20 protein-coding genes are annotated in these 15,762 nt (G+C 60.6%); 15 read left to right on the plus strand and 5 right to left on the minus strand.

What is annotated here, in order from left to right; translation table 11 throughout:
- Nucleotides 1-11 precede the first annotated feature (11 nt).
- From IU452_RS33485 to IU452_RS33500, 4 genes are all read right to left on the minus strand, one after another.
- Nucleotides 12-602 carry a helix-turn-helix domain-containing protein gene (locus tag IU452_RS33485; RefSeq protein ID WP_324192982.1) on the minus strand — a complete coding sequence of 197 codons (591 nt, stop codon included), beginning with the start codon at nucleotides 600-602 and terminating at the stop codon, nucleotides 12-14.
- A 59-nt stretch (nucleotides 603-661) separates the two neighbouring features.
- A complete protein-coding gene (locus IU452_RS33490) occupies nucleotides 662-2,011 on the minus strand; it encodes a serine hydrolase domain-containing protein (RefSeq protein ID WP_228819198.1) in 1,350 nt (449 codons plus the stop codon).
- 704 nt (nucleotides 2,012-2,715) lie between these two features.
- On the minus strand, nucleotides 2,716-3,387 hold the full coding sequence (locus tag IU452_RS33495; RefSeq protein ID WP_195113242.1) for a hypothetical protein: 672 nt from the start codon (nucleotides 3,385-3,387) through the stop codon (nucleotides 2,716-2,718).
- Between the two features lie 12 nt (nucleotides 3,388-3,399).
- On the minus strand, nucleotides 3,400-3,732 hold the full coding sequence (locus tag IU452_RS33500) for a hypothetical protein (protein ID WP_195113243.1): 333 nt from the start codon (nucleotides 3,730-3,732) through the stop codon (nucleotides 3,400-3,402).
- Nucleotides 3,733-4,041: 309 nt separating this feature from the next.
- Here IU452_RS33500 and IU452_RS33505 point away from each other — a divergent pair, with 309 nt between their 5' ends.
- The 12 genes from IU452_RS33505 to IU452_RS33565 all read left to right on the plus strand — a co-directional run bounded on the left by IU452_RS33505 (nucleotide 4,042) and on the right by IU452_RS33565 (nucleotide 12,159).
- Nucleotides 4,042-4,500 carry a helix-turn-helix domain-containing protein gene (locus tag IU452_RS33505; RefSeq protein WP_195113244.1) on the plus strand — a complete coding sequence of 153 codons (459 nt, stop codon included), beginning with the start codon at nucleotides 4,042-4,044 and terminating at the stop codon, nucleotides 4,498-4,500.
- Nucleotides 4,501-5,065: 565 nt separating this feature from the next.
- Nucleotides 5,066-5,713 carry a hypothetical protein gene (locus tag IU452_RS33515; protein ID WP_195113246.1) on the plus strand — a complete coding sequence of 216 codons (648 nt, stop codon included), beginning with the start codon at nucleotides 5,066-5,068 and terminating at the stop codon, nucleotides 5,711-5,713.
- The gene (locus IU452_RS33520; protein ID WP_195113247.1) at nucleotides 5,700-6,506 is read left to right on the plus strand and encodes a hypothetical protein; all 807 of its coding nucleotides are present in this window, start codon (nucleotides 5,700-5,702) and stop codon (nucleotides 6,504-6,506) included. Before IU452_RS33515 ends, IU452_RS33520 begins: the two co-directional genes overlap by 14 nt.
- Before the next feature lie 141 nt (nucleotides 6,507-6,647).
- Entirely contained in the window at nucleotides 6,648-7,385 is a 738-nt protein-coding gene (locus IU452_RS33525; RefSeq protein WP_195113248.1) for a hypothetical protein, read from the plus strand.
- Nucleotides 7,382-8,098, plus strand: a complete 717-nt coding sequence (locus tag IU452_RS33530) for an ERF family protein (protein ID WP_195113249.1) — start codon at nucleotides 7,382-7,384, stop codon at nucleotides 8,096-8,098. The genes IU452_RS33525 and IU452_RS33530 overlap by 4 nt, the downstream gene beginning before the upstream one ends.
- Before the next feature lie 2 nt (nucleotides 8,099-8,100).
- The gene (locus tag IU452_RS33535; RefSeq protein WP_195113250.1) at nucleotides 8,101-8,385 is read left to right on the plus strand and encodes a hypothetical protein; all 285 of its coding nucleotides are present in this window, start codon (nucleotides 8,101-8,103) and stop codon (nucleotides 8,383-8,385) included.
- Nucleotides 8,372-8,614, plus strand: a complete 243-nt coding sequence (locus IU452_RS39700) for a WhiB family transcriptional regulator (protein ID WP_195113251.1) — start codon at nucleotides 8,372-8,374, stop codon at nucleotides 8,612-8,614. The genes IU452_RS33535 and IU452_RS39700 overlap by 14 nt, the downstream gene beginning before the upstream one ends.
- Before the next feature lie 386 nt (nucleotides 8,615-9,000).
- Nucleotides 9,001-9,327, plus strand: a complete 327-nt coding sequence (locus IU452_RS33545) for a helix-turn-helix domain-containing protein (RefSeq protein ID WP_195113252.1) — start codon at nucleotides 9,001-9,003, stop codon at nucleotides 9,325-9,327.
- Nucleotides 9,328-9,345: 18 nt separating this feature from the next.
- Nucleotides 9,346-10,794 carry a toprim domain-containing protein gene (locus IU452_RS33550; RefSeq protein WP_195113253.1) on the plus strand — a complete coding sequence of 483 codons (1,449 nt, stop codon included), beginning with the start codon at nucleotides 9,346-9,348 and terminating at the stop codon, nucleotides 10,792-10,794.
- A gap of 31 nt (nucleotides 10,795-10,825) precedes the next feature.
- A complete protein-coding gene (locus IU452_RS33555) occupies nucleotides 10,826-11,194 on the plus strand; it encodes a single-stranded DNA-binding protein (RefSeq protein WP_195113254.1) in 369 nt (122 codons plus the stop codon).
- An 81-nt stretch (nucleotides 11,195-11,275) separates the two neighbouring features.
- Nucleotides 11,276-11,659, plus strand: coding sequence for a hypothetical protein (locus tag IU452_RS33560; RefSeq protein WP_195113255.1), 384 nt, complete (start codon nucleotides 11,276-11,278; stop codon nucleotides 11,657-11,659).
- Nucleotides 11,656-12,159, plus strand: coding sequence for a hypothetical protein (locus IU452_RS33565; protein WP_195113256.1), 504 nt, complete (start codon nucleotides 11,656-11,658; stop codon nucleotides 12,157-12,159). Before IU452_RS33560 ends, IU452_RS33565 begins: the two co-directional genes overlap by 4 nt.
- Before the next feature lie 6 nt (nucleotides 12,160-12,165).
- Here the strand turns inward: IU452_RS33565 and IU452_RS33570 are convergent, their stop codons facing one another.
- Nucleotides 12,166-12,363, minus strand: coding sequence for a hypothetical protein (locus IU452_RS33570; RefSeq protein ID WP_195113257.1), 198 nt, complete (start codon nucleotides 12,361-12,363; stop codon nucleotides 12,166-12,168).
- 1,622 nt (nucleotides 12,364-13,985) lie between these two features.
- Between IU452_RS33570 and IU452_RS39705 the strand changes: the two genes are divergently transcribed.
- The 3 genes from IU452_RS39705 (at nucleotide 13,986) to IU452_RS33585 (ending at nucleotide 15,733) form a co-directional block, all read left to right on the plus strand.
- Complete coding sequence (locus IU452_RS39705) at nucleotides 13,986-14,264, plus strand: HNH endonuclease (protein ID WP_416382394.1); 279 nt, start codon at nucleotides 13,986-13,988, stop codon at nucleotides 14,262-14,264.
- 567 nt (nucleotides 14,265-14,831) lie between these two features.
- Nucleotides 14,832-15,455, plus strand: a complete 624-nt coding sequence (locus IU452_RS33580; RefSeq protein WP_228819199.1) for a DNA methylase — start codon at nucleotides 14,832-14,834, stop codon at nucleotides 15,453-15,455.
- Between the two features lie 17 nt (nucleotides 15,456-15,472).
- On the plus strand, nucleotides 15,473-15,733 hold the full coding sequence (locus tag IU452_RS33585; RefSeq protein WP_195113258.1) for a hypothetical protein: 261 nt from the start codon (nucleotides 15,473-15,475) through the stop codon (nucleotides 15,731-15,733).
- Nucleotides 15,734-15,762: the final 29 nt, after the last annotated feature.

Genomic DNA, 15,762 nt, shown 5'->3' on the forward strand with positions numbered 1-15,762 from the left:
TTCGGATTGCGTCATTGCCGGATCACCGGGCGCAGGCCGTCGAAGACGATGGCGAAGGTGCGGCGGCGTTGTCGGTCGTCGATGTCGGGGGTGTGGGTGGTGAGCATGACGCCCTTGAGGATGCGGAGGAGGTCCTCGATGTCGATGTCGGGGCGAACCGCGGAGCACTGTTGGGCGCGGCGTAGGAGGGTTTCGATCTCCGCGTGTAATTGCTTTGTGGGCGTGGAGATTTCGAGGGTGTGGTGGCTTGCGAGGGCCTCGGCCAGGTCGCGTTTGACGGCGCCCTCGGTGACCGTGTGGTCCAGGAAGTCGAAGAAGGCCGCGCCTGGGTCGGGGGCGGTGGTCAGCTCGCGGGCGTAGGTGATCATGCGCTCGATGTTGTCCACGATGGCCGCGTGGAACAGCGCTTCCTTCGTGGGAAAGTGGCGGTAGACGGTCCCCGGGCCGACTCCCGCCCGCCGCGCGATCTCATCGAGGGGGACCGAAATACCTTCGGCGGCAAAGGCTTCCCGCGCGGCGGCGAGAACCCGCTCGCGATTGCGGCGGGCGTCGGCGCGCAGGGCCCGGCGCTCGCCGGTGCCCTCGGCCCGTTTTTCGGTCACGGCGCGAGTCTACCGGTTTCATCATCGATAAACGGGGCGCATGTTCCGGGTAAGCGGAATCAGCGGATGCCAGGAGTTCGAGGGTCGGGCCCCAGGCAGGCGATCAAGAAACAGCCGGGTGGGGCGTCGGAGAACGGCGGTGCGAGAGGGCGGTTCAAGCACGACAGCACCGTGCAGCCGGGATAGGCGGCAGGGCCGACACCGAAGACGGCCAGCGTGATGTTCGGATCGATGTAATCGTTCGGGTCGAGGCGCACCGGCTGTTCCACATAGGGCCCGGGATCCGGGACCGGCGGCTGCTGAAAGGCGGCGACCAAGCGCCGGAAGAACTCCCAGGACAATTCGTCGGTGTTCTGCAGCACGCCCGACGGGCCCTGGCTGCTGCGATTACCGAAGGCGCCGGTCCACAGCACGGCCATATCCAGGCTCGGGATGATGAAGACGTTCTGCAAGCCGAGGCCCGACATCAGATAGGTGTCCCGCGGCAGAAAACTCGGCATTTCCACACACCCCGCGCCGAGCCAGAACAGATAGCCGTAACAGGGATTGGCGGGCGACGGCCGGGTGGCCATACGCAGATAATCGGAGGACACGATCTGCCGATCCCCCCACCGCCCGTCGTTCTCCAACAGCAGCGCAAGTTTGGCGAGGTCGTTCGGCGGAATCAGCAGATGCGCGTAGCCATAGGTGTGCCCGGAGCGGTCACGCGCCCAGTAGTAGTCACCACGCCCGATCCCCAGCGGATCGAATAATTCCCGCTGCACGAATTGCTGAAAAGGTTCACCGACCGCCGATTCGACCACATACGTCAGCAGGTCGACATTGCGCTGGCTGTAGGTGAATTCGGTGCCGGGTGGATAGTCGAACGGCATGCCCAGCGCCTGCACGGCACTGTTCGGATCGACGGGAACGATGGCGGTGATGCCCTCGTTCAACACCCCGACCTGCAGGCCCGAGGTTTCGGTGAGCAGATTCTCCACGGTGATCGCCCGATGCGCGGCGTCGCCGAGCCCCGGCGGCAGATACCGGTCGATCGGTGCGGAGATATCGAGTCGGCCCTGATCCCAGGCGATGCCCGCGACCATCGAGACCACGCTCTTGGTGACGCTCCAGACGTTCCACGCGACAGTGCCGGTCCGGTCGTTGAGCGGTCCCTCGCCCACCAGGCAGTTGTGCCGGAACACCTGCACATTCAACCGGTTCCGGCCGCCCGCGAAGGCCAGCGCGTCGGCCAAGCGCCCGGCATCGAACCCGACCGCCTCGGGCGCGGCGCGTTCCAGTGAACGCCCGGACGTCACCTCGCAGCGCGTCACATCATCCGGTGCCGCCCGACCGGGCCCGGCGAACATGGCACCCGCCATCAGCGCGACAACGGTAAGACCGACAAGCCGCTCGAGGGTTGGCCGCATAGATGTCAGGCTAACCCCCCGACCAGCCATTTCCTTGAATACGCCACGGCAGCAATCGAATATGCGAAACGCCGCCAGGTAGGGGAGACCTGGCGGCGTCCGGATCAGCGCGCGGAGGCATGGGGCCCCGCGGCCGCCGACGCCCAACATGCGCCTCTCGGCGAGTGGTCAAACATGCTGGCACTACGTAGGGTATTTCTGCTGGTCAAGCCATTATAGTCCGTGTGCTACGATCTTCGGCGCAACCGAGAGCCCCCCGGTGCCGCAACCTGGAGTAGCGACTACGTATGGGCACAAGCCCGTAGGTGTTCACGCAGGCGGCGGAAGATGGAACACCGGGACTTAGGGCACAGGGAACCAAGTCGCGTTTGTGGCGTAGGCCCTGTCTCCATCGCCCAGAGAGCGCACAGGACTAATGCGTGCGCCGCGATGTTGAGAAGGTTGTGCCCCTGTGGACGAGAAGACCCGCGCGTATGTGCGCCGTCATGTGCGAACCGCGCCGCCGATGAGTGCCGAACAGCGTGACCGTGTTGCCGCTCTGCTACGGACCAGTACCCGCTATCCTCGCCGCCGAATTGAGGATGGTGTCGTATGACGACACCCAAGGTATGAAGTCGGGACAGTTACCAGAAAGGGCACGGCCGAGCGCGTGATGATCGCGTCTTGCCGTGCCCCTCTTCATATTCGGTTGGTTTCGCCGCCTTTCAGGCCGCAGTTTTCACGGGGATCGGTTTGCGCTGTGTGCGTGTGGCTTTGAAGTGGTTAGCGATTCCGGTCAGTCCCATCAGGAAGATGGTTGCTACCCCTAGTACCCATCCGATCGGGTGGTTCTCGGGGTAGCCGACCTTTGGGAACGTGAAACCGATGAGCCCCATGGCGATGAACAGCAGGCCGACAAGTCCCCATAGGGCATCGGTAACCGATTGGCGGCGACCATATGTCACCCATCCAATAATGGCTATACCGATGATGGTGAGAAGGGCTGCGATGCACATCGCGTAGAGGACGCGCAACAGTTCGTGTGCGCCGTCGCCCAGCGCGACGTATGCCGCTACCGATGACCCCGCAAGCGCGATGAATGAAAAGGAAGCGGCCCGCACAAGGCGCATCGACTGCAACCCGGTCGCCACATGAACCGTCAGCGCGCATCCACCGATCAGTCCCAGCATCTCACCGCACCATGACAACACCAGGTCTATCGGGAGTTCGTCTGGTATTGGCAGTGCTGCCAGCCGGACGAGGAGGTATCCGGCGAAGGCCGCGTAGGTGAGGGTGAGGGCCTGGCTCTGCACGACATCGCGCCGGGTGTGGCGCAAGGCAGCAGCGATGGCAGATGTGATTGCGACTAAGGCGACGGCGATGACGCCGAGGTTCATGCGTTCCCCTCTTCACTCGGACAGGCTTCTTCGAACGCTTTCGCGCCGGGAGATCTTGGCGGATTGCGTAGCCGCCAAACCCCTACCTTCTCTTGGACGTTCGTCCGGACCGGACGGTTCCGTTACCTGGTTGCTGGGAGCAATCTGCTCGCGCCGCAACAGCTCTCGAAGTAGCTGGACCTTCGTTGCCGCTCGAACGCCATCGAGGACGGAGGCGCGGTCGGCTTCCTCCTGTGTCAGTAACCCCCCTTCGACCAAGCCCTGCACCGGATCGGATTCGAACGTACGTGCGAACTTTATCACCATCTCGGGATCGGGTCTCTCGCGAAGCAGCTTGCGCCCCACAGTCGAAGGGTGTTCTCCCATCGCTAGTGCGATCTGTCGGGCGCTGAGCCCATCCGTGACGGCGTCTACCCATCGTTCGAACTGGTTCTCTGGTCGTTCCACAGCGGCTGAGTCTGCCGTATTTTTGCGGCACCGACAATCCGTCTACCTGCTACGACCTCATTAATATCGGATTTTGATGCCGCAGATCTGCGGCAATGACGTTGCGGCAGTGCGTCACTGGCGGTTAGCGTCTGACACCAGTGATTAGCTGATAGCACGGGGCGCCGATCGGTGCCAGACCGTAGAGATAGGGGTGCAAGGGTGCAAGTGTCTCGCTCGGTGACGTTGAGGATGGTTCCGGGGCTTCTCGACCAGCTGAAAGAGGTTCGCGGATTCACAGAGGAGCAGCTGGCCGACGAGCTGGAAGTCCACCGCGACACGTTGCGGAGGGTTCGCAACGGCCATCCGCCGAGCGCACACCTCATCGCGAACGTTGCGCGGCTGACCGGCCGCAGCATCGAGAAGGTTGTCGAGGTCGTTCCAGTCAAGCGGATGCCCGCCGTCCGGCTGAATGCAGACGAAATCGGCGAACGGTCAACCGATGTCGGCATTCCCGGTACCGATCGTCAGGCCCGGCCCGTGGTCAGGTCTGTACGGGACTCGTGTACATGCCGCGCCGCCGAGGGCAAGGCAACGTCACTGTGCCGACACAGTGCGGCCCCCGCCATCGGCAAAGGCGGCCCGTCTGCGATCTCAGCGACGTGCACCCAACGGAGCACTGTCTAGCGCCCATCCCACAACGGAGCCCCAGCGGCACACATCCCGGTTCGAGTCCGGGAGGGGTGCGAAACCTGTTCAGGTTCTCATTTCCCACATCTGAGGCTGCTGATAGCGGCGTCTTTGGTGCACCCGAAATACGAGGGAGGCGGACGGGGTGAAACACGAGAGTTGGTGTTCAATGGCTGAACCGTGGCTGACTGCTAAACAAGCTGCTACTTATGCGAAGGTGAATCCGTGCACTATTCGTCATGCCGCACGTGTCGGGGAACTGAAGGGCCATCAACGAAAGCCGGGAGCATGTTGGAAATTCCGGCATTGGGAGATTGGCGTTTGGTTGAAAGGTAAGCAGTAACAGCACTGCATGGTGCGTGGACGGCTTCGATCCCCCGTTCAGGGCGCGATAACCCTAATCCGGGTTAGTTCTCTCTTTTGATCCTCCGGAATTTCGTTGCGGCTACTCCCATGCCGAAAACGACTCTGGAAGGACAGAGAGCCTTATGCCCCCTGTGAAGGGTGTTATGGGAATAGTCCCGGTCGTGGGGGTGCGTGAGAATTTACAGAAAGGAGATGCGTGAGTTCAGAGATTGAGACACTTGATGCCGAAATAGTTCTCGACGAGAATGAGGCTAGGGAGCTGACTGCGAAAATTCAGCGAGCATGGCTGGATATCGCGGAGCGGATCGAAGCAACCCGAGACCTAATCGTTCAAGCATATCTTGGTCGAGCGTGGTCGCTGATGGGCTATGACTCGTGGGTTGAGTACTGCAATGCCGAGTTCGCGTTGAGCAAGATGAAGATTCCGCGAGAGACGCGGTATGCCCTTGTGGCCGATCTCAGACAGATCGGAAAGATGTCTACCCGAAGCATCGCGGCGGTCGTCGGTGCCGATCAGCATACTGTTATTCGGGATCTGAAGTCGGCGCCTACTGATGCAAATGCATCAGTAGCAACAACTGAAGTTGTCGATGTGAACGGCAAGCGGCACCAACCGACCCGTGATCGTAGGCCCAAGCGTCGTCCGATCACCGATGATGCCCGGAAGGTCGGTACTGAGGCTACGCAACTTATGGAGCGAATTCACAAGCTCATCGGTGACGACAGATTTCGCGCTGGAATCACTGAACAACTTCCGGGATTCAAGTATGACCTCAAGCGCCTCCGCGACGTCATCGACAACACGCTAACTGTCCTGGAAGGAAATCCTAATGAAGCTGAGTAGTGAAGCTCGGTATGAAGGAATCAGTGTCTACTGGGCGCTCATTGGCCCTGCTGAAGCGCGGGAGATCCTCAGCCGCAACCCACGTAACCGCAAGGTCCGAAAATTGTGGGCGGCGCAGATCGCCAAGGATCAGGAGGCGGGACGTTGGGAAATCAACGGTGACACTGTCCGCTTCGATGAGGACGGAAACCTTATCGACGGCCAGCACCGCATGACTGCTGTCGAACAGTCCGGCATTCCGCAAGTATTCCTTGTTGTCGAGGGATTGCCGCGTGCAACGCAGAAGACCATGGATAAAAACTCTCGTCGCACTGCTGCTGATGGCTTGTTCATGGACCGCGGCGAAGGAGGTAAGGAGCATACGGCCATAGGTCGGGCTATTCTGGCATGGAACGGTGTCAACAAACCCACCGATACTCAGATCATCGCCTTTACCGACGAGAATTTCGATAGTATTTCCCATGCACTCGATCTTGCGCGGCCGGTCAATAAGGAGTTCGGGGGCGGCATAGCCCGATACGCTCTTGCGTCTTATCTGCTCACTTGTGTCGATCCTATCGGTGCAGAAGCGTTCGCCTATCTTCTGGCCACGGGCGATGGATTGCGCAAGGGTCATCCTGTTTACCTGTTGCGAGACCGACTCAGGAAAGAAAACCTTCGAGTGAATGCGAACGACCGAAAGAGCTTGGAGATTGTTCTGAAACCAATGTTTACGGCTTGGAATCTGTGGCGTTCCGGTGAGGGCTTCCGGCAATTCTTGCGCCTGCCCGAGGAATGTCCGGTACCTCGGTAATCGCCTGAGAAGAAAGGTTTTTGCATGGCGACTCGGAAAGAGGAGGCGATCTAAGTTACCGATTACAACGTGAAGCGTGACCGTTGGGGTAGACCGCTGCTGATTCCGAAGGGCGGCAGCGAGCGGGAACCGTATACGCGGGTGAGCACTCTCGCGAAAGCTCTGGATGATCAGTCCGGGCTCATGCAGTGGCAGTCGGCCATGGTCGCGCTCGGTGTGGTTCGTGAGCGGGCGCTCATGGCGAGACTGGCGGCGATGCTGTCTGCGGACGGCTACGACGCTTATGCGAAGAACCGTGCTGACCTGCGGGATATCACGAAGAGGGCGCTTGCCGCGGCCGGCGCCGATCGGGCTTCGGATAACGGTACGGCCTGGCACATCTTTACTGAGGTGGTGGACGAGGGGCAGTGGCCCGAGTTCATCCCGCCGGAGGCCGAGGGGCCCTTGCAGGCGTATGCCGAGACGATGCGGCGGGCCGGGGTGAAAGTGCTCGGTAAAGAGGTCTTCGTTGCGGTCGATGAGGTGCGTAGCGCGGGTTCGATGGATCGTCTTTTGTCTTTGGACGGCGACGTGATGGGTGCGGATATTAAGTCGGGTAGGAACAATTCCCGGTATCCGCTTGCTGTGACGTGTCAGACGGCGATCTATTCCCACGGGGAGCGGTACAACGTCGCAGACGATACCCGCGCGCCGTTGTGGCCGGATGGGGTGAATCAGGAAACGGCGCTGTTGATCGAAATTCCGCGCGAGCCCAATCGTTTCGGCAAGTACGAGTGCGGCCTGTACAAGCTTCCGATCGACTTGGGTTGGCGTGCGGTGCAACTCGCCATGGACGTGCGGGAGATGCGGAAGATGCCGAAATTGGAGCGCATCGCGTGAGCCTGCCCGAGGAACGGGCGGAAACAGAAATCGAGGGAGGGACGCTATTGGGCAGTGTGTTCGAGGCCGTGAACAAGGTGATGCGGGATGTGGGTGCGGTCGCGAAGGACCAGCGCAACACGGCACAGAAGTTCTCGTTTCGGGGTGTGGATCAGGTGGTGAACGCGGTGGCTCCGGCGCTGCGTGAGCACGGGGTGATCGTGGCCCCGGTGCGGTCGACGCTGATGGTTCGGGAGATCACCAGCGGTGGAGGTAAACGGCAGGCGTGGGTGACCGGGACCGTGGGCTACACGGTCTACGGGCCGGAGGGCGACACCATGCCGGTTGAAGTCGCCACGGAGGCAACAGATTTCGCGGACAAGGCGACAGCGAAGGCAATGTCTGTGGCGTATCGGATCATGCTGTTACAGCTGTTGAACCTGCCGACCGATGATCCGGACCCGGACAGCGAATACGTCGAGCGCGGTAGCGGTGGCCATTCGGCCCCGGCCGGGCGATCGGCCGCCAAGGCGGCGGAGTCGAAGACAGTCGGGCCGGATCAGCTTCGGCAACAGATCTTCGAACTGTGCGAGCGACGCGGTATCAGCCGGGGGCTGCTGGTGACGACGTGGGCGACGGTCGGCGACGGGAAGATCACCGATTGCCGCGACGCCGGGAAACTGCGGGCCCTGTTGGATCTGCTCACCGAGATCGACCCGAATCAGGAGGCATGAGGGTGGAGGCTCTGGACTCGCAAGAGATGACCGACATATCGCAGCGGCTCCGCCAGGCCGGGCATGTGGTCGCGGCCAATCATCTTCTCGCCGCTGCTCTTATTCAATCCGAGGCCGAGGAGGCGGCGCGCCGCCAGGACGAGCAATTGGCGGAGGTGATGCGGACTGCGTACTACTTCGGAAAAGTTGTTGCGCCGCTGGAGGAATCGCCGTTCCGGTCGGGATGGATCAAGGCGGCGCGGGCGGTGCGCGATGTCGTGACCGAGGAGGCAGGTGCTGAAAGCTGACCACGACTGGAGAGACGACGCACTGTGCGCACAGCCGGGAGCCGACCCGAAGCGTTGGGACTCCGATTCGATCGCTGAATCTGTCGACCAGGCGGCGGAAGCGGCAAACCGGTGTGCGGGGTGCCCGGTCCTTCGTGAGTGCGCCGAGGACGCGCTACACCCGGCCTACAGCGTGGACGGTGCCCCGCTCTACACGGTCGGTGTCATCCGGGCCGGGGTGATCACCTGAACCCGACCGCGCTCGCGCAGCTGGCCGTGATCGCCGGTCTGCCGACACCGCCACAGCACACGATCCGTCACTGCTCAGATTGTGGACGCAAAACCGTCAAGGGCGGCAACCGGGCGTTAAAGCTGGCGGCCTATCGCGGCCGTGGCCTATGCCATATCTGTTATCGGAGAAGGAAAGTCACCGGTCGGCCGTTGCCGCCGAAATTGGTCACCCGCGTGCCGCTGGAATCGATCGGCCGCTGCCGCACCTGCGGTCACAATCTCGTCTCCCGTGCCGGGAAACGCGCGGGATACCCCGGCCGCCTTCAGGGAGGGCGCGGGCTCTGCAACGGGTGTTACAAGCGGGCCCGTCGAGAAGAACGCAAGAACAACGAGGAAGGCTGAACAATGGGTAGGCTGTCTACCGCTATCGCGGTACTGAAGGGGGCCCCGGCGGGTGGAGTCAATACCGCCGATTCCGACGATCTTACAATCAAGATCCCGTATCAGGTGCTCTCATTCGGCTTGTCGCCCCAAGCGATTTCGCTGTACGCCACGCTGGCGTCCTTTGCCGACGACACGAAGATTCATCGCGACGATATCGCGCACGCGGCCGGGGTCGAGCACGGTCGCAGTGCGTACCGGTATCTGCGTGAGCTGGAATCGGCTGGGTGGCTCACCCGGTGGGTGGTCGATGGGAAATTCGTTCGGGCTCAGGTGGTCCGGAAGCCGTAACCGAGGGGGCAACCCGTAATGGATGCTTTCGAGCGAATTATCGGAGCATTCGAATCTGAAGGGCTCATAGTAGCCCGCAAAGGTTCCGACCAGGCGGACGCGCAAGCACCCGGCCACAGTCGCGCCGACCGATCGGTGTCGATACGGAAAATTACCGGCCGGGTGCTTGTTCACTCGCACAGCGACCCGACAGACCGAGTGCTGGAACAGCTCGGGCTCACCACGAAAGACCTGTTCGACAACCCGGAAGGAGTGCAATACCGATATTCCGACGGCCGGATAGTGCACCGATCGCCGGAAAAGAAATTCAGGCAGTTCGGCAACACGAAGGGCTCGGCGCTCTACAACGTCGAATCCGTACAACCCCACGTGACGACGGTATATGTGGTCGAAGGTGAACAGGATGTGGAAACGCTGCGGTCGGTCGGTGCCGTGGCGGTATCGAATCCGATGGGCGCCGGGAAATACGGTGCGGCGGATTGGGCCCCGCTCGCCGGTAAGGATGTCGTCGTTGTCGCGGACAAGGATGAGGTCGGCCGGGCCCATGCCTACGGCGTCGCGCGGGAGCTGAAACACCTCGCGGCATCGGTGAAGCTCGTGGAGGCGGCCGACGGCAAAGACGCCTCGGACCACATCGTGAGCGGCCACGGGCTCACCGAGTTCATCCCTGTCACGCTCGCGCCCCAGTTATCGGCGGCCTACAGCGATATGCGGCGGGCCATGGCGGGCGGGAAGATCGACCGACCCCGCCCAACCATCCTCAGCCGCGAAGACGGGGCCTCGCTGCTGTATCCGGGAGCCGTGAACACGATCTACGGCCTGCCGGAGGGCGGTAAGTCCTGGATCGTGCTGGCGGCCATGGCCGAGACGCTGAAGGCCGACGACGGGCGGTGCCTGTACGTCGACGCCGACCATAACTCCGCGCCAGCGCTGGCGTCGCGGCTGTCGATGCTCGGTGTCCCGCCGAAGGTGATCACCAACCCGGCGCGGTTTCTGCACGTGGAACCGGAATCGGCGGATCACCTGATGGACATCGTGACCGACATGAACGACTGGGGGCCGACACTGGCCTGTATCGACTCCGTAGGCGAAATCATGCCGCTGCTCGGTGCCAGCTCCATTGACAACGACGAATACACGCGAGTGCACGCTCAAGCATTCAAGCCATTGGCGAAAATGGGTGCCGCGGTCGCATTGATCGACCATATCGGCAAAGGCGACGCAGCATCGAGAGGCGGCCCTATCGGAGGTTCCGCGAAACTGCGGGCCATCGACGGCGCAGCGATCAAAGTAGCCGTGCGCCGGCCATTCACGCCGGGCAAAGGTGGTGCCGCGTGCCTATCGGTGGCGAAAGATCGACATGGCGAGATACGCCGCCGATGCCTGAACGATTACCTGGGCGATTTCGTCATGACCCAGAACGGTAATCGGATCGATTGGAACATCACCGCCCCTTCGGCGCGGTGAGATGTGGAGAAAGGAAGTATTTTTGCCCCCCTTGCAGACCTCCGAGGTCAAGGGCTTCATCATCGGTGATGTCAATCTCGGATTCACCCCGAAAGGTGTCGCCTACTGCAATTTTCCGGTTGCGTTCAGCCAGTCAGTCAAGAACAAGCAGACCGACGAATGGGAAAAGACGAAGAACATCGTGCTCAACGCGACCGCATGGGGCGATATCGCCGAGTTCATCGGCGAGAAATTCGAGAAATTCACCGAGATCAAGCTTTCCGGTGTCGTCTACGAGGACACCTACACCGGAAACGACGGGGAGGAACGGAAATCCCTGAAACTGGATGTGCACACCGCTTCCGGGCCGCTCCCGAAAAAGAACAGCGGTACTAGTTCTGGGGGTGGCTGGGATGTCTGACCGCTAACTGAAAGCAACGAGATTTCGAGCGGGGCAGCCACCTACGGGTGTCCCGCTCCTGCATTCTCAAAGGGGGTTTGTGTGCCAAACGCGATGAAACGCAAAGGCGACACCTACGAGATCAGCCAACTGCGCTACTACCGCGTAAGCGGCTTCCCTCACGCGCAACGCACGCGAGCGGGCTACACCCGCGACGGCGGAGACATCCACCTGGACCCCGTGGTGGGTCTAGCGCCCGGAGTCATCTCCCAGTGCAAGAACGTCCGCACTCCGCGGTGGTCGCAATGGATCACCGATCTGCGTGAGCAAGTGCGAAACGCGAACGCGCAGTTCGGATTTCTGGCATGGAAGCGGCACGGTGTCTCCGATCCTGCCGAACAACTGGCGGTCATGCCGATGGCCGAATTCCTGTACCTGGTGCGGCTTGCCGGGTACGGCAACCCGATTGAGGAGTACGAAGCATGACCGAACTCGACGAGTTGATGGAGCTGATTCAGGACACCCCGGACGTGGTGTATTTCCTGCGGGCCCAGATGGCGAACAACGCCCGAGCCGCCGACGGCGGCGACTGGTCGGACACCGAAGGGCAAGCACCGGATCGGGTGGCCAGCTCCAAGACCGTGACCACGGCACCGTGCAGCCTGGATGCCATGGGCGCCGCAGACGCCGAGTTGGCCGCGCTCGCCGGTTGGGCCGATCGTCTCGGTGTCGTCTACTCCGGCCGTGTCTGGCGCTGCGGCGGTGTCGTGCGCGGCCTGGTCGGCGATGACATGACCGTGGTGTGGTCGCTGGTCGACGGATTCGAGCGGTGGGCTCGCCAGGGCTGGAACGGAAGCCCGGAGATGCTGGCTCAGCTCCGTTCGCTGCGTAACACCCATCGTAAGTATTGGGGTGAGCTTGACCTCTTGCTGATGCACCGACCGGAGACCCGAGAGCAGTCGTGGTCTGAACCCGGCCTGTTCTGAATTCTGTTAGATGGTGGTGATCAATGTGTAGAACAGGCCGGGCGTGCCTGTACTCAGCCATTGCCCGTGCATCGGATAGCCCTTTGCGGCAAGAGCGGCTCGTTTCGCATCGAAGGTTGTGTTCTCTGCCGGTATCGCGACCACGCGATCGTTTTCCTGCACGAGGTAGAGGATCTGACTATTCTCGTTCGTTACGACGACCATACCGCGGAGATTATCACGAGATCACCGAATAAGTGCCGATGTGGCTAAATCAGTGGGAAGCACAAGAACTCGCCGGGCGATCACTCACCACCTTGTACCGGTGGCGAATCCGCGGATGGGTGAAAACAGCGACTCGCGGACGAGAACGGGTCTACGACAAAGCCACCCTGTTGAAGGCCGCCGAGATTGCCAAGGCCCGCCAGGGCGGCCGACGTAACCCGGTCAACGGCGGTGGGAATAGTCGGCGCGGCTACTGGAACAGCGACCATGCCAAGTGCAAAAACGGGTTGATACCTTTGTTTTCGTACGATCGAATCCGGTCCAACGAGGCTCCCAGAAACTGAACGAGCCCATCTGACACCCTGGATTCGATCGAAGAACACGAACGCCACACGGGAAACCTCACGCGGTAAGCGACCACAAACAAGCCCGGTCACAGCGTTCACAAAACCAACAGGGGGACAAGATGAGTGCAGCACTGACACCGGATCAGTGGGTGATGATCGGTAACACGATAGTGGTACTCGGCAAGCTCGGCTTGTCGGCTTTGAGCGCCATACTCAACACCCTATGATCCCAACGCTCCGGTAGGTGGGCCGGAGAGCTGGCGGACTCCCCAAGGAAACGACACCCTTCGGCGGGTTGAGTCGCGGCCAGCATTGGCCCATAATCCCAGCTGAACCGATTCAGTCGTTCAGACCCGAAACTCAGCCCCGACAGCTCGAGTGACACGGTACCGGATATCACGCAAGGCCGCACGTCGAGAATCGTTGTCCGCACTCATCAAGATTGCCTCTGCCAGAAACAATAGAGCCGAATTGGCCGGAACGGTCGATAGCGGAACGCTCGGTAGAGCGTGTACTGTCTCCATAGAAGACGTTTTCTCCAACGTAGACGGGCCCTCGATTCTGTATTGACGGATCGCCATATAGATGGGAACAATCGGCGCAGCGGCCCACATAAATACTGCCAGAAGTGGCCCGAACGAGTGATCTGTACCGAACACCCACAGATAGAGTGACAGACGAGGGTAAGAGATGTAAGGCGAATTCGGCGACCTCAGCTGCAATCTGTCCACTGTTATAGCAATCAGGCACATGCCTAAAGAGATCCCGAGATATGCTCCGCCTACCGCTTCGACGGAATGAATGCTCATTGCAGCGAGCAATGCTACTGTAGCAATGTTTCCGACTGCTCGCGGGCCTTTAAGCGCCCGACCTGACGCCAATACCGCTACGACGACTAACACCCAGAACATCGCCGGTCGAGCACCTAGCCATGCGTCGGCACCACTCGTCCAATGTTCATTAATGCCGAGACTCTTCAGTGTGCGGGCTGCCCACATCAGCGGAGACTCAGTGGGAAGATCGTTGATACTCGGCCGCTTGGCAGTCCAGAACCACGCTGACGCCAAGGCTGTTGCTATCCAACCACTGATCTCGACAAAATTCACACCTACCGCGTGCTGGATGGCTTCCCATTTATTCTTTGAAGCTTCTCCAGAAGCGCTATTCATTCTTCACCCTCCCGATGGCACACGCCTGATCTACCGCACACAACTGTAGCCCACAGTATGCATTCGGCAAACCCGGAGAGACCACGGACCGGAATATAGGTTCTTGATGCCCAGTAAACGGAAAGGCTTGGATCATCGAGCCTATCGGAGAGCTAAAAATAAGCTCCGAAAAGAGTCCTCTACCTGCTGGTTGTGCGGTAACGAGATCGACAGAACACTACCGCCCGAACACCCCGAGTCATGGACCGCCGATCACATCGACCCATTATCTAAAGGCGGTCGCCTACTCGGAGAACTGCGAGCAGCACACCGCAGCTGCAACAGCCGACGAGGCAACACCGACGTGACCGAACTGAACCTACTCCCGACAAGTCGGCAATGGTAGAAAACACGCAGGTCAAACCACATGGCTGACAGATTGTCGTACACCCTGCACTAGACTAGGCAGCCAGTCACCTGCGGAAGCCATCAGGAAGACAAACACATTGATCAGCAGAGACAACCGCTGTCAAGCCATCCTGGAAACACTCACCAAAAATGCTCACAACGGAGTAGCCGTCATAGACTCCACTGAGCTACGGCAGATAATGGGATTCAACGACCCAAGGCCACTGGGAAGACACCTAGGACACCTGGTAGCGGATAAACGTATCATACGAAGCAAATGCGGAAACGCATATAAGCTACTGCACTGAACGCCCAATTCGATACAATCGGGCATTCCTCGGAATAATCCGTCAAATCGGCGTTCGAACTCGAAATTTGTCGATCGAGCCGATTTGACCCCGCATGTACCCCCTCAGGGGTCTTTTCGGCCTGCCCTCAGGCATACGGGCCAATTCTTCGCGAGACTGGGGGAGGGGGATCCGGGGTTCGGCAGGCGGGCTTATGGGGGTGGTTCGTGCGGAAACCGCGCCTGTTGGATCTTTTTTGCAAGCAAGGTGGGGCTGGGATGGGTTACCACCTCGCCGGGTTCGAAGTGGTCGGGGTGGATATCGAGGATCAGCCCAGGTATCCGTTCGAGTTCCATCGTGCGGATGCGCTCGAGTTTCTGGAGCAGCGGCATCAGGAGTTCGAGAGCTTCCATGCGTCGCCACCGTGTCAGCTGTATTCGAAGGCCCGCAACCTCGGTGGGAAACAGTTCGTGGATCTGGTGGGACCGGTGCGTGCTGCGTTCGAGCGGCTGGCGGGGTCGCGGTGCTGGGTGATCGAGAACGTGCCGGGTGCGGGGCTGTATGACGCTGGGATGCTGTGTGGTTCGATGTTCTACGGGTTGCAGGTGTATCGGCACCGGTTGTTCGAGACGAACTTTCCGCTTCGAGTGCCTGAGCACCGCCCGCACCACTTGACTGTTACGCAGATGGGGCGGGTGTCGAAGCCGGGGGAGGTCATTCAGCCGGTCGGCAATTTCATCGGTACCGAGAGGGCCAAGGCCGCTATGGGTATCGATTGGATGTCGCGGAATGGATTGCGGGAGGCGATCCCTCCGGCGTATACGCATTGGGTTGGTGAGCAGATGATTCCGCGGATTCCCCCGACTGTCGATTATGAGCAGTTGTGGATGTTCGCCGCTTAGAGGGGGAGGGATTCACGGTGAGTGAGCTTGCCGCCGCTGCGGCGTCGGGTGATCGGCTGAAGACGTTGAAAGCGCTTCTCAATCGACTTATCGCTTCCATGGAGGAGGCATCGCCCGGCGTGATTCCGCAGTATGCGAAACAGATCTCTGATTTGTCGCGGGAGATTGCGGAGTTGGAGCCGCCGAAGAGGGAGGCTACCGATATTGATAGCTTCCGAGAAGAGTTCGCATCCCTTATCGGCCAGACTGAAGACGACGACGGGGGATCTGCGGAGTAAGAAGGCGTACGGCTGCCAGACTCCATTAC

Source organism: Nocardia transvalensis, assembly GCF_015477765.1.
GTDB lineage: Bacteria > Actinomycetota > Actinomycetes > Mycobacteriales > Mycobacteriaceae > Nocardia > Nocardia transvalensis_A.